Annotated in this window: 9 protein-coding genes; 6 read left to right on the top strand and 3 right to left on the bottom strand. The window is 69.4% G+C overall.

Going from position 1 to position 13,197, the window contains the following annotated elements; genetic code table 11:
• Positions 1-91: 91 nt before the first annotated feature.
• A complete protein-coding gene (locus tag IEZ27_RS51260; RefSeq protein ID WP_189653942.1) occupies positions 92-565 on the top strand; it encodes a MarR family winged helix-turn-helix transcriptional regulator in 474 nt (157 codons plus the stop codon).
• A 161-nt stretch (positions 566-726) separates the two neighbouring features.
• Here IEZ27_RS51260 and IEZ27_RS51255 read toward each other — a convergent pair whose 3' ends face one another.
• The 3 genes from IEZ27_RS51255 to IEZ27_RS51245 form a co-directional block, all read right to left on the bottom strand.
• On the bottom strand, positions 727-4,551 hold the full coding sequence (locus tag IEZ27_RS51255; RefSeq protein WP_189653941.1) for an RICIN domain-containing protein: 3,825 nt from the start codon (positions 4,549-4,551) through the stop codon (positions 727-729).
• 86 nt (positions 4,552-4,637) lie between these two features.
• The gene (locus IEZ27_RS51250) at positions 4,638-5,735 is read right to left on the bottom strand and encodes a hypothetical protein (protein WP_189653940.1); all 1,098 of its coding nucleotides are present in this window, start codon (positions 5,733-5,735) and stop codon (positions 4,638-4,640) included.
• A gap of 160 nt (positions 5,736-5,895) precedes the next feature.
• Positions 5,896-8,667, bottom strand: a complete 2,772-nt coding sequence (locus IEZ27_RS51245; RefSeq protein ID WP_189653939.1) for an ATP-binding protein — start codon at positions 8,665-8,667, stop codon at positions 5,896-5,898.
• A 329-nt stretch (positions 8,668-8,996) separates the two neighbouring features.
• Between IEZ27_RS51245 and IEZ27_RS51240 the strand changes: the two genes are divergently transcribed.
• The 5 genes from IEZ27_RS51240 to IEZ27_RS55745 form a co-directional block, all read left to right on the top strand.
• Positions 8,997-9,656 (top strand): sigma-70 family RNA polymerase sigma factor, encoded by a 660-nt coding sequence (locus tag IEZ27_RS51240; RefSeq protein ID WP_189653972.1) that lies wholly within the window; start codon positions 8,997-8,999, stop codon positions 9,654-9,656.
• Between the two features lie 94 nt (positions 9,657-9,750).
• Positions 9,751-10,935 (top strand): low temperature requirement protein A, encoded by a 1,185-nt coding sequence (locus IEZ27_RS51235; protein ID WP_229825102.1) that lies wholly within the window; start codon positions 9,751-9,753, stop codon positions 10,933-10,935.
• Between the two features lie 9 nt (positions 10,936-10,944).
• The gene (locus IEZ27_RS51230) at positions 10,945-12,675 is read left to right on the top strand and encodes an L-aspartate oxidase (protein ID WP_189653938.1); all 1,731 of its coding nucleotides are present in this window, start codon (positions 10,945-10,947) and stop codon (positions 12,673-12,675) included.
• Between the two features lie 162 nt (positions 12,676-12,837).
• Positions 12,838-13,068, top strand: coding sequence for a hypothetical protein (locus IEZ27_RS51225; protein WP_189653937.1), 231 nt, complete (start codon positions 12,838-12,840; stop codon positions 13,066-13,068).
• Positions 13,052-13,197: ferritin-like domain-containing protein (locus IEZ27_RS55745; RefSeq protein WP_379478632.1), on the top strand; the 146-nt coding region annotated here is incomplete at its 3' end. The genes IEZ27_RS51225 and IEZ27_RS55745, both read left to right, overlap by 17 nt.

Below are 13,197 nucleotides of genomic sequence, written 5' to 3'. Positions count from 1 at the left end.
AAACGGTCCCCTCATGGTTCAGGTTGATGTATCAACCCGGCCACCATACAGCACCAGGTTGATACGTCAAGCGACCGGTAGGGTGGGCGTCATGAGATGGGAGCAGGACATCGGCGAGGCCGACCGGATGTGGCGCACGTACATCGAGATGGCCAAGCACCTCGGCTCTCACCTGCAGCAGCACCTGCAGCGCGAGTGCGACCTGTCCGCGGCCGACTTCGAGGTGCTGGTCCGGCTCACGGAGTCGGAGCGGCGGGAGATGCCCGTCGCGGAGGTGGCCGCCGCGACCCAGTGGGAGAAGAGCCGCCTGTCCCACCAGCTCACCCGGATGGCGCAGCGCGGGCTGGTCGAGCGGGTGGACTCCGACGACCGCCGCTATCCCGACGTGCGGCTCACCGACAAGGGCTGCGCGGCGATCGACAAGGCCGTCCCCGAGCACACCGAGCTGGTGCACGCCCTGTTCATCGACGTGCTGGGCCCCGAGCGGCTGGCCGGTTTCGCGCAGGCCTGCGCCGACGTGCTCCGCGCGCTCGACGAGCACCGGGAGCGGGACTGCTCGTTGTGATCACGCTCCCGCGCCGGGGCATGGGCGAGAAACGAGGATGCCGGGGCCTTCGCCGGGGCGCGCGTACGGCACTGGCGGGGGCCGTTTCCGCGGCCCGGCGAAGGCGTCCGTCATGGGTCGTGATCCGTTGTGGTGATCGGCAGGCACGATGCCGCCGACGGTCAGCTTGCGATGGCTTTCCAGGTCCAGGTGAGCCCATAGGACGCGCTCAGCGCCAGCAGACCCGGGCCGACAGCGCCGAGGTTGAGGAAGCGGCCTTGCGCGTCGTACTGGCCCACCGTCGTCAGTTGTGAGGCGTGCCTGTCGGCCGGCGGAGTGCAGAACATGTAGCCGCCGTCATTGGCACGGAATTCGTTCAGCGTGAGCAGGTTGCCGTCGCCGACTGCGGGGTTGGTGGCCGTTGAATTGACATACAGTCCCTTGTGGACCAGGTAATAGCAGTAATAGTCCTCGGTCTTGTCGGCGTATATGGGTATGAATTCTTCTTCGGAATCGTCGCTGTCGGGTTCGAGCGCCACCGGCGTGCCCGGTTCCGGATCGGAGTCCTGTACGGTCATGGCCGATCCCGCGCCGGTGACGATCTCATCGACGTCCAGCGCCTCGTTCTCGGCGTCTTGGAGGAACCAGCGCTGGTCGGGATCGAATTCGTCGGCGAGGTCACGACCCACCAGTTCTTCGCCGTCCGCGCGGTCCAGGGCGGTCAACGCCTGGCCGGTGGCCTTGTTCAGCAATATCCAGGTGCCGTCTCCCATGTCGAGCAATCGCCACAGCTGGGAGTCGCCGTCGTCGGTGCCCTGGAGAATCGCCGGCGCGTCGGCGAGTCCGGATTCCTGGCCCAGATAGGTACGCGTGAAGCTGTGCAGGACGCGATAGTGTCCCGGGTCGTCACCGGCGGCCAGGAACCGGAAATTGTGCGCGCTCTGCTCGGACCGGGCGAACGTCCTGGTCTTGAGGCGACTGCTGCCGGGCCGCGTCCCCGCGCCCGAAGGGTAGGGGGAACGGGTGCTGGAGGCGCTTCTGAGATTCTGCGTTGTTCGCGGAACGGCCTTCGCCTGCCGCGCCGGTTGGGACGTCGTGCACCGCGGGTCCTCGGTGAGATAGGAGAAGTCGTATTCGACGGGAAGGTGGTCCGACATTTCGAAGTCGGTCATCGGCGTTCCGAACCCGTACCCCCTGTAGAGCGCCGGGGTGACGCCGTTCTGGGTGACGGCGTAGTCGATGGTGCGTCCCGTGACGGGCCGGGTGGGTCCGCTGGAGGGCAGTACGTCGAACTGAGGGGCGTCGCCGCCGAGGGCGTTCAGCAGTCCCGCCTGCCCGTAGACCTCCATGTTGTAGTCGCCGAGGACCACCCAGCGCAGCGGCTGCCCGTTCGGGCCGGCGTTCTCCATACGACTCTTGATGTTCCTCAGCATCGTGACGTTGTCCGTGCCGCCTGCTGCGGCCCCGTGCCAGGTGAAGTAGACGACCCCGCAATAGTTGACGCCGAGCGCGGGACGGGACTTGCCCTCGTGAACGCCGTTCCGGGTCGCTCCGGGGACGACGAATATCTCGTCCCTGCGGACACTTCTCCGCGTCCAGACGGCCAGATTGATTTTCTCCGGGTTGCCGGAACCGGTGTCGACGTTCGTGTTCAGCCAGTAGAGGTAACCTCCGCCGCGGCCTCCACTGGTCCGGCTGAGCCAGATCTCCTCGACGGGAGGCGCGTTCGTGCTGCCGTCGCGCATCCTTTTGACGTAGTCGGCCTGCGCGATCGTGTCTTTGCTCCAATAGTGCCGGTCGGCGGGGTAGCCGGTCTCCTGCAGGGCCAGGATGTCGTTCTCCCTGGGAGGACTCTCCCGGGTGTGCAAAGCGGGCAGCGCGGTCGCGTACCTGTCGCCCTGCTGCGGCGAGGACGCGCCGGCCATGTTCCAGGTGGCCGCCTTGATCTCGACGGGCTCCGGGTCACGTGGGGGGAGCTCGCCGCCAGTGTCGCGGAGGAACAGCGACTGCCGGTGTCCCACGTCGAGGGCGGCCACTCCGTTGCCCTGGTAGTTCAGGGTCTCTCGTCCGGTCCAGTCCGTGATCGCCTGCCCGTTCTGGCTCAGGGGCAGGAACGCGCGTGGGTCGGAGTCGTCCGATCCGAACTGGAAGGCGGTGCCGGCCTGGGCGCCGTACGGCCGGTACGGCTCGAACGGGCCGCCGGCGGTGGTCTGCTTGCTCAGCGTGTTGTCGTAGAAGACGTTCTGCGGCCCGGAGGAGCCGGCCCACTTGCCCGCCTTGGGCCCGGCCGCCCACCAGACCGGATACCAGGTGCCCGCGTCGATCTCGCCGCCCTCGCCACCGCAGTTGGCGGAGCAACTGGCCGAGCGGTGCTCGTAGGGGACTCGCACCGTGTTCTGCTCGAACAGGTTGTCGTGCTCCCAGCCGCCGTGCAGGTTCAGGTCGGAGTCGAGGTCGTTGCGGAAGGCGACGTTGCCGCCCGCCGACCACTGGAAGGTGAAGTGGCGCAGGTTGCGGCTGAGGTTGTGCGCCCACAACGAGTCCCACACGCGGCTGCCACGCAGGTAGCCGTTGCCGCCCTTGCCCTTGTTCCAGGCGCCGTCGAAGCTGTTGCGCTCGATCTGCAGGTTGCGCGCCACCTCGGTGACGATCGGGTGCGAGCCGGTCATCGTGGCCTTGAGCCCGCGCGCCCAGCTGTTCGCCGCCCACTTGAACACGATGCCGTGCATGGCGTACTCGGGCGCCAGGTTGCCGTAGTTGTGCACGGCCTGCTCGGGAGTGAGCGAGTACGTCTCCTGGCCGCCGATCTTCGGCAGGCCGTTCATGTCCTGGGTGAAGGAGAAGTCCTCGAACCCGACACCCTCGACCACCTTCAGCGGCGTGACCTTGCTGGCGTACGGGGTGCCGTTGCCGTTCAGCGGTTCGGAGCCGTCCGATTCGGAGTTCACCGGCAGGTCCCACCTCAGCGGCCGGTCCAGCGTGATCGTCTTGGCCGTGGCGTCCATGCGGCTGAGCCGGAACATCTCCTGCCGCATGTGGAGCGCCTCGATCATGCTCTGATCGGTGATGCCCTGCTGCGCGTAGAACTTCCTGCTGTTGGCCGCGCCCACCCAGACATAGCCGCCGGGCCTGAACCTGGTCATGTCGGCCTTCGCGTCCAGCCGCACGACCGTGCCTCCTGTTCGTGCCGAGAAGCCCGGGTCATCGGCCGCGGCGGCCACCTTGAAGCCGGAGACCCAGTGCTGGTTGACGCTGCCCTCGTAGAGGTCCTTGCGCATGGGCAGGCTGGAGGCCAGCTCCCAGTCGTCCTTGTACCGGGTCGCCACCTCCCGGGTCTGGACGCGGAACATGCCACGCCCAGGCCAGATCCAGCCACCGTTGCCGATGTCGGGGGCGGTGCCGGCAATCATGCTCTCCTGGTCCCACCGGCCGTTGATCACCTGGTCGTAGCGGGTCTGGAGGCCCGGCCTGAACACCAGCCGGGTGCCGCCGTCGCCGGAGCCCTTGCCGCGTACGATCAAAAATCCCGCGTCTACGTAGATCTGCCGGGTGATGTCGATCCGGCCTGCCGGTAGCTCGATGAGCGAGAGCCGGTTGAAGTTGGCGTTCGGCGAGCAGTCGCTCTTGATGTGGTCGATCGCCTTCTGCAGTCCGGCGGTGTCGTCGGTCCCGTCGTCCGCCGTCACCCCGTAGGAGGAGGCGAGCTTCTCCGGCGAGATGCGGCAGGAGGCGTCGTCGGTCAGATCCGCATCGCCCTCAGGCAGCTCCTGGCCGCCTCGGTACCCGGCGCGTGACCAGTCCGGCAGTCCGGCCGGCGGGGCTGTGCGGTTGCTGTGACTCAGGTCAGGACCGGACGCTCCCGGCCCGGCCCACGGCGGGTCCTCCGCCGTGGCAGGTGCGGTCACGGACGTCGGGGAGGCGGACGCCCCCCACGCCGCCGGGGTGCTGCCCGGCGACGATAACGAGAGCAGCAGGACGGACATCATGGCCGCCGCTGGTCGGACCATTCTCACGTGATCTCTCCGAGAAGGACGCAGACGCCGGGATCCGGCGCCGGTGACGATGACGTCGTGCGGCTGAGCGTTCGCCGGCTTCACCACTGCGGGGCCGACGGCGTGGGCATCGCCGCGAAGTCGTAGACCTTCTTCCACAGCACGCCGCTCTTGCCGCTGGCCGAACCGTTGATGACGTAGTAGAGATCGGTGCCGGCCACCACGGCCAGCGGGGTTCTGCCGGGGGAGAGCGCGAAGCTGTTCTCCTCGTAGTAGCCGCTCCACCCGCCGTCGCGCGAGATCATGTAACTGCCGATGGTGTTGTCACGGTCCTCGGTGATGGTGATGACGCCGTAGCCGCTTCGGGAGAGCGCGACGGACGGGCCGTTCCTCGTGTAGCCCGGGGTGCCTGTCGCATAGACCCGGAACGGATTCGTCCAGTTGCCGGTCCCGTACCGCTGCCGCGACATGTACACGTAGTTGTCGGTGCCCGTGAAGGCGAGCACGACCTGGTTCCAGGGAGCGGGGTCGGCGCTGGCGCCCACCTGGGCGGCCAGTCCCGGCGCGTCCTTGCTCCGCGCGCCCGGCACGACGCTGGGCGAGCTGTAGGTGCCGGTGTCGCCGTTGTAGTACATCGTCCAGATGTCGTCGGTGGACTGGCTGTTCCAGGCGAGCATGAAGGAGTTGCCGGGCAGCGCGGCGGCCGCCACGGGCTCGGTGTCGGTGGTGCGCGTGTCGTTGGGGATCCTGGTCCAGCTGGGCAGGGTGGCGGGTAGCTGGTAGCTCGGGCTGAGCTGGACGCGGTGCTGGTAGACGTGGCCCTCGGTGCCGGTGTGGAAGATCCGGAAGTTGCCGCGGCCCCCGTCGTCCGTCCAGATCACCCGCGGAGGCGTCCATGTCTGCGCGTTGGGCAGCGAGTACGCGGGCCCGTTGTTCAACGAGATCCAGATGGAGTCGTTGTCCGCGCCGCGCCAGGCGTGCAGGATGTTGCCGCGGTTGTCGCGCGCCTCTCCCGGAGTGGACCTGCTGGTGATCTGCCCGCCGGCGTAGGTCACCGGCTGCCAGTCGGACCCCTCACCGGGGAAGCCCCAGGAGCTGATCGAGGCGCCGCCGTCGTCGGCCGAGGCCGGCACCGTCATTCCACCGGCAGAGGCGATCAGCGACACGGCCGCGATGAACAACCTCTTCTTGATGAACATCTCTTCTCCTGCATCGTCTCTCGAATCGACGACCATCGCGCCGTTGGCCCGGCGGTGACTCATGGACCGTCGTTACAGAGACAAGGTGCGGGAGGCCGCTTGTGACATGACGCTCGTCACATCACCATCCCGCTTGCGGACGGCGGCGGGCCGCGGATCCTCAGGCTGTGAGCGCCGCGCCTTCGAGCAGCGTGATGCGGATCTGCTTGCGTGAGGTGATGCCGAGCTTCGCGAAGACCTTGCGCAGATGCCATTCGACGGTGTGCGGGCTGATGAAGAGCTGAGCGCCGATCTCGGGGTTCGTCAGCCCGTCGCCGGCCAGGCGCGCTATCTGCGCCTCCTGGGCGGTGAGAGTGGCGCGTGCCTCGACGGTGCGCTTGCGTACCGTCTCACCGGTGGCCTGGAGCTCGCGCCGGGCGCGTTCCGCGAACGCCTCGGCCCCCATGTCGCCGAGCAGCTCGTATGCGATGCCCAGCTGCTCGCGTGCGTCGAGGCGGCGGTTCTCCCGGCGCAGCCACTCGCCGTAGAGCAGCCGGGTGCGGGCGAGCGTCGTCCGGACCTCGGTGCGGCCGAGCCGCTCGATCGCCTCGCGGTAGAGAACGTCGGCGTCCGCTCCGTCGCTCACCTGGGCCCGTACGCACGCCGAGGTCCCGAGGGCCCAGTCGGTGCCGCTGGCTCGGGCCATCTCGTCGAGTCGCCAGGCGACTTCGGCTGCCCGAGCGGGCCTCCCGCTCCGGACGGCGGCCTCGACGAGTTCGACCGTGGACCTGATGGCCGTGCCGCCGAGCTCCTGCGGGTGCTCGAAGGCTCGCTCGGCGGCGACGTACGCCTCCTCGTACCGGCCGAGGCCGTTGCAGAGCACCGCACTCGCCCATTGGGTGGCGGTCACCACCTTGCCTTCTCCCTGGATGGCCGGGTCCCGCATGATCGCTGCGCTCACCTGACGCATCGCGGCTTCTCGTCCTCTCCACGGTTCGAGTACCAGGGCCGCGTACTGGGCCAGATAGCGGCTGCCCGTCACCTCGCCGATCGTCACCGCCTCGGCGACCAGCGCGTCGGCCAGGGCGAACTCGCCGGCGAGGACCCTGTTCGACACGAGCATGTGGAGAGCTGAGGGCAGCACCGACAGTGCACCCGCCTCGCGTGCCAGATCGACCAGTCTCGCGGAGAGCACCGACCAACTGTCGAAGTCCCAGACGTTATGGGCCATCCGGGACGCGAACGGCAGCCAGCCAAGGCCCTGTTCCCTGGAGATCCCTTCGGCGCGGAAGGACTCCAGGGCCCGCAGCACCATCGGCACGCCTGCGGCGGAGCCCTCGGTGAGCGCCACGCCCACGCCGTTCAGGAGCAGGTCGTTGCGCGCCGGCGGCGGCCCAGGCGGTGCGGCGAGCAGCGCCTCGGCGATGTCCACCACTTGGGCGCCGCTCGGCAGCCGGCCCGCGTTCATGGCCGCGTTCAAGGTGTCGCGGTAGGTCTCGCGGGCGAGCCCGGCGTCCAGCGGCGCCAGGCGCTCACCGGCTCTGAGCAGCAGCGGGAAGGCGGAACCGGCGCTCCTGGAGGCGAACGCGATCTGACCGCGCAGCAGGCCGGCCTGGGCGAGTTCGCGTTCGTCCAGAGTGCTGAGTTCGGCCGCGTCCAGCAGTTCGAGCGCGGCGTCGTACCCGCCGGCCTGGTATTTGGCCCGTGCCGCCGCCAAGGCCCTGGCGCCGCGGCGCGCGGGATCGGGGGTCAGCTCGGCTGCCCGCTCGTGGAACGCCGCCGCCGCGGCGACTCCGCCGCGCGCCTGCGCCCGATCGGCCGAGCGCTCCAACTCGGCGGCCACCGTCTCGTCGGGGCCGGCCGTCGCGTTGGCGAGGTGCCACGCCCGGCGATCGGGGTCCGCTCGGGGATCGGTCGCGTCGGCCAGCGCCCGGTGGACGTCCTGCCGGTCCTGCGGGGACGCGACGCGGTAGGCCGCCGATCGCATGAGGGGATGACGGAAACGCACCCGCGTACCGATGGCGATCAGCCCCGCCGCCTCGGCCGGCGACGCGGCGGACACCTCGATGCCCAGCAACTCCGCCGCGCGAGTCAGCAGAGTCACATCTCCGACCGGCTCGGCCGCCGCGATGAGCAGCAGCCGCTGTGTCTCGGCCGGCAACGACCGGACCCGCCGCAGGAAGCCCTGCTCGATCTGACTGGCCAGCGGTCGCGCGTCGGGCCGCCCGAATCCACCCGCCAGCTCCGCCGGCGTCAGCCCCCGGGGCAGTTCGAGCAGGGCCAGCGGGTTCCCCCGCGTCTCGACGACGATCCGGTCCCGGACCTGCTCGTCGAGTCGTCCAGGAGTCACGGAGTCCAGCAGGGCGCGGGCGTCGCTGTCGCTCAGCCGTCCCACGTCGAGCTGGGGCAGCCCCTTCAGCTCCTGTTCGAGGTGGTGCTCGCGCACCGCGAACACCAGCCCGATCGGCTCCGCGAGCAGGCGCCGCGCGACGAAGGCGAGGGTCTGCGCGGAGACCTGGTCGAGCCACTGCGCGTCGTCGACGAGGCAGACCAGGGGCCCTTTCTCGGCCACGTCGGCGAGCAGGCTGAGCACCGCGAGCCCGACCAGGAAGCGGTCCGGTGGGGTTCCGGCGCTCAGGCCGAACGCCGTCCCGAGCGCGTCGCGTTGCGGGCCCGGCAGGCGACCCAGGTGCTCCAGGAACGGGGAGCACAGCTGATGCAGCCCGCCGAAGGCCAGCTCCATCTCGGATTCCACGCCGGTCGCTCTGATGATCCGGCAGCCGGACGCGCTGTCCCGCGCGTACTCAAGCAGCGCCGTCTTGCCGATGCCGGCCTCGCCGCGCAGAGCCAGGACCGAGCTGTGGCCGTCCTGCACCGTCGCCACGAGCTGATCCAGCGCCTCGCACTCCAGCTGCCGCCCGCGAAGTTGCGACCCGGGACCTCTGCTTGCCATGGCACTGCCCCCGACGATCATCTGTTCGTTGCCCCATGACTGCCGAACATGGGGAGAAACCGGCGTACATCCTAGATGGACCCGTAACCTACCGTTCTGCCATTAAGCCCAGCAATCTGCTGGTGACACCGGCCGCAGGATGAGCCGGGTGGCCGCGGAACAGCCCACCGTCCGAAGCGCCTCCGCTGCCCCCCACGCCCACCCGCCACGGTGCGGGCCAGGGTGCCGACCACGGTGTTCCCAGGGCGCGATGGAGCAGCACGGGCAGCGACCGTGATCGCAGCGGCATCACCGGATGCCAGCTGTCGAACGGAGCCGCCATCGTGACCATGAGCCTTTTGGAGTCGTACGAAGACCACGCGGAGCAGCCCGATGACCGGCCGATCACATATGGGGACGGAGGCGATTCGGCGTTCGTCAGCGCCGCGCCCCGGCTTTTCACGATCGGTTTGCGCGTCCTGCAGGACGTGGGCGAAGCCGAGGACGTGGTGCAGGAGACGTGGCTGCGTTGGGCCCGTGCCGATCGGTCGGTCGTCATCAGCCCGCCGGCCTTCCTCGCGCTGACCACCATGAGGCTCGCCATCAATGTCGCCCAGTCCGCCCGCAGGCGCCGAGAGACCTCCGCCGGCACCTGGCTCCCCGAGACGGCGGACCTCTCCGCCGGGCCCGAGACGGCGGCCGAACGACGAGAGGCGGTCGACACTGCGATCCGGCTGCTGCTGGAGAGGCTGACACCCGCCGAACGAGCCGTCTATCTCCTGCGCACGGCCTTCGACTACCCCTACCGCCAGATCTCCGAGCTCCTCCACCTTGGCGAGGACCAAGCGCGGCAACTCCTGCGACGCGCGCGCAATCACCTCGCCACCGAGCGAGGCCGCCAGGTGAGCACCGCCGCGCACCGGCGCCTCGTACGGACGTTCGTCGCCGTCGCCCAGTCCGGCGACCTCGCCGAGCTGGAAGAAGTGCTCGCCGCCGACATCGTCCGCTGAGTTCGATCGCTGTTGCGGCGATCTGTCACAGATCCCGACGCCGTCCGGTCTTTCGGGGTGAATCGGACGCCGAAAGAGCGACAGGAGCGTGAGCGTGCCCTCGACCATGACCACCATCCGGATCCGGGTCAGGATGAGCTCACGGCCCGTCGACGAGCCGCATCGCGCGTCGAGCCAGCTCGAGCTCCTCTTCGATCTCACCTTCGTGGTCGCGGTCGCGGCCGTCACGGCGCAGTTCGCGCACGTCATCGCCGAAGGTCACGGCCTGACCGGGCTGGTCCCGTTCCTCCAGGTATTCTTCGCCATCTGGTGGGCGTGGATGAACTTCACCTGGTTCGCCTCGTCCTACGACACCGACGACGTTCCCTACAGGCTGCTGACCATGGTGCAGATGGCGGGGGCGCTGGTCCTCGCCGTCGGCGTGCCCGCCGCGGCCGGCCACTCCGACTACGGGATCATCACGCTGGGCTACCTCATCATGAGGATCGGGCTCGTCGCCCAATGGCTGAGGGCCGCGTTCGAAGACCCGGCGAGCCGCCGTACAGGGCTCCGCTACGCCGCGGGCATAGGTCTGGTCGAGTCGGGCTGGTTGCTCCGGCTCGCTCTCATGGACGCCGGTCTCCTGCCGGCCTCACTCCAGCTGCCGTTCTTCGCCTGCCTGGTCGTCCTGGAGCTGGCGGTGCCGTGGTGGGCGGAGCGGGTCAGGGCGACCACCTGGCACCCGCGGCACATCGCCGAGCGCTACGGCCTGTTCACGATCATTCTGCTGGGCGAGAGTGTCCTGGCCGCGAGCAGAGGGGTTGAAGGGGCGCTCGAAGCGGCTCCCCTCGTCGTCATCGCCGGATCCGGTCTCGTCCTGCTGTTCGCCCTGTGGTGGCTGTACTTCCTGGTCGAGGCAGGGGAGGGGCTCAGCGAGCGGCGTCACCGGTCGTACTGGTGGGGGTACGGCCACTTCGGCATCTTCGCCGCGCTGGCGGCTCTCGGCGCCGGGCTCGAGGTGGCGGTGGAGCAGAGCGGGCGCCAGGTGGCGGCATCGCCGATGGCGATCGGCTACGCGGTCGCCGTCCCGGTCGGGGTGTATCTCATCCTGCTCCGGGCGGTGCACGCGCTGGTCGACGCGGACTCCGTCGTCCCCCGCACTGCCCTGGCAGGGTGCGTCGGGGCCGTCGTGTTGTCGCCGCTCGCGGCGCCGTGGATCGGGGTGGCCGCCGTGGTCGCGCTGATCGCGGCCGCCTGCGTCGCGCTGGTCGCCGTCGCCATCTGGGCGGCACGTAGCTGAAGGAGCATCATGTACGCGTCAGAGAACAGAATCGCCACGTCCGTCCTGGTCATCGGGACCGGAGGGGCCGGGCTGCGGGCGGCCGTCGAACTCGCCGAGCGCGGGGTGGATGTCCTCGCGGTCGGCAAACGGCCGAAGGCGGACGCACACACCTCGCTCGCGGCAGGCGGCATCAACGCAGCCCTCGCCACGATGGACCCCGAAGACACCTGGCAGCAGCACGCGGCCGACACTCTCAAGGAGAGTTACCTGCTGGCCAACCCCGAGACGGTGCGCATCGTCACCGAGGGGGCCGCGCGTGGCATCGAGGACCTCGTGCGGTACGGCATGCCGTTCGCACGCGAGCAGGACGGGCGGATCTCCCAGCGCTTCTTCGGCGCCCACACCTTCCGGCGCACCTCGTACGCGGGGGACTACACCGGACTCGAGATCCAGCGCACGCTGATCAACCGGGCGGCCCAGCTCGATGTCCGCGTCCTCGACACGATGTACATCACGCGGATTCTCGTGCGCGACAACGCGGTCTTCGGCGCGTACGGGTTCGACCTGACCGACGGCAGCCACTACGTCATCCATGCCGATGCGGTGATCCTGGCCGCGGGTGGCCACACCCGGATCTGGCGGCGCACCTCCTCCCGGCGTGATGAGAACACCGGCGACTCCTTCCGCCTGGCCGTCCTGGCCGGCTGCCGCATCCGTGACCCCGAGCTGGTGCAGTTCCACCCCTCTGGTCTCATCGCGCCGGAGAACGCGGCGGGCACGCTCGTCTCCGAGGCGGCACGGGGCGAGGGCGGGGTCCTGCGCAACCGGCTCGGCGAGCGGTTCATGTCCCGGTATGACCCGGAGCGGATGGAGTTGTCCACGCGCGATCGGGTCGCGCTGGCCGCATACACGGAGATCAAGGAAGGTCGCGGCACCCCGGACGGCGGCGTGTGGCTGGACGTGTCGCATCTCCCGCGCGAGGCGATCATGACGCGGCTGCCTCGCGTCTACCAGACGCTCCTGGAACTGCAGATGCTCGACATCACCAAGAAGCCGATCGAGGTCGCGCCGACCGCGCACTACTCGATGGGCGGCGTCTGGGTGCGCCCCGAAGACCACGGCACGGGCGTCGACGGCCTGTACGCGATCGGGGAGGCGGCCAGCGGCCTGCACGGCGCCAACCGCCTGGGCGGCAACTCCCTCATCGAGCTCCTCGTCTTCGGCCGCATCGTCGGTCAGGCGGCGGCGGAGTATTCCGCGGGTCTGGACGCGCAGCGCCGCTCCGCCGAGGCGCTCGCCGCAGCGCGGGAGGAAGTGGACGAACTCCTGTCCGCCGACGGCCCGGAGAACGTGCGCTCGTTGCAGCGAGCGCTCCGCGACATCATGACGGAGCACGCCGGAGTGGTACGCGACGAGGGCGGCCTGCGAAAAGGCCTCGCCGAGCTGGCCGCGGTCGAGGCGCGCATCAGCAAGATAGGCGTGCACCCGGACATCGCCGGCTTCCAAGACCTGGCCCACGCCTTCGACCTGAAGTCCGCGGTGCTCGCCGCGCGCGCGACCATCGAAACCGCGATCGAGCGCCGCGAGACCCGCGGCTGCCACAACCGCTCCGACTACCCGGAACTCGACCCCGCACTGCAGGTCAACCTCGTGTGGTCCGGCCCCGGATCGGTGGAGCGGGAGAGCATCCCGCCGATTCCCGGCGAGATCGCGGCGCTCATGGGCGAGGTCTCAACCGTGGGAAAGCTCGTCGAATAGCTGGATCTTGTCACAAACGCCGAGGCCGTCCTGTCTTAGCTGGCGATCGGACCACACGGGCGCGGGAGTCGGCGGGCCGGCGGGCTGAGCGGTTCGGGGTCCGGCCGATCCTGACCGAGTCGATGCCGGCCGCCGGCCGAGTGCAGATCCCTTGGAGGAGACATGAGCACCCCGAACAGTGAGTACGAGTTCCTGTACGAGCTCCACGTCGAGATCGAGGAGGAGCTGATCATCGCCGAGGCCAGCCACCCGGAGGAGGAGGTGGGGCAGCCGGTCACCGAGTGGCTGTACGACCCGACGGACGTCGAGCGCGAGAAGATCGCTCTGCGGGGGCTGCGCGACGCGGTCGAGGTGCTGGAGGCCGGCCCGAGGCCGGGTGACGACGTTGCCTGAGCCGCGGATCGGCACGCTCGGCAGTCTGCGTGAGCACCTGCAGTGGGCGATCGAGCTGGAGCATGCGACGTTGCCGCCGTACTTGACGGCGCTGTACTCGCTGGATCCGGAGCGTAACCCGGCGGCTGT

It is taken from the genome of Nonomuraea spiralis (assembly GCF_014648435.1).
Taxonomy (GTDB): Bacteria; Actinomycetota; Actinomycetes; order Streptosporangiales; family Streptosporangiaceae; genus Nonomuraea; species Nonomuraea spiralis.
This window is presented reverse-complemented; position numbering and strand designations above follow the sequence as displayed.

Coding starts and splice junctions, on each gene's coding strand:
- IEZ27_RS51260 (WP_189653942.1), top strand. CDS start 92: ATGAGATGGGAGCAGGACATCGGCGAGGCCGACCGGATGTGGCGCACG.
- IEZ27_RS51255 (WP_189653941.1), bottom strand. CDS start 4,551: ATGGTCCGACCAGCGGCGGCCATGATGTCCGTCCTGCTGCTCTCGTTA.
- IEZ27_RS51250 (WP_189653940.1), bottom strand. CDS start 5,735: ATGTTCATCAAGAAGAGGTTGTTCATCGCGGCCGTGTCGCTGATCGCC.
- IEZ27_RS51245 (WP_189653939.1), bottom strand. CDS start 8,667: ATGGCAAGCAGAGGTCCCGGGTCGCAACTTCGCGGGCGGCAGCTGGAG.
- IEZ27_RS51240 (WP_189653972.1), top strand. CDS start 8,997: ATGAGCCTTTTGGAGTCGTACGAAGACCACGCGGAGCAGCCCGATGAC.
- IEZ27_RS51230 (WP_189653938.1), top strand. CDS start 10,945: ATGTACGCGTCAGAGAACAGAATCGCCACGTCCGTCCTGGTCATCGGG.
- IEZ27_RS51225 (WP_189653937.1), top strand. CDS start 12,838: ATGAGCACCCCGAACAGTGAGTACGAGTTCCTGTACGAGCTCCACGTC.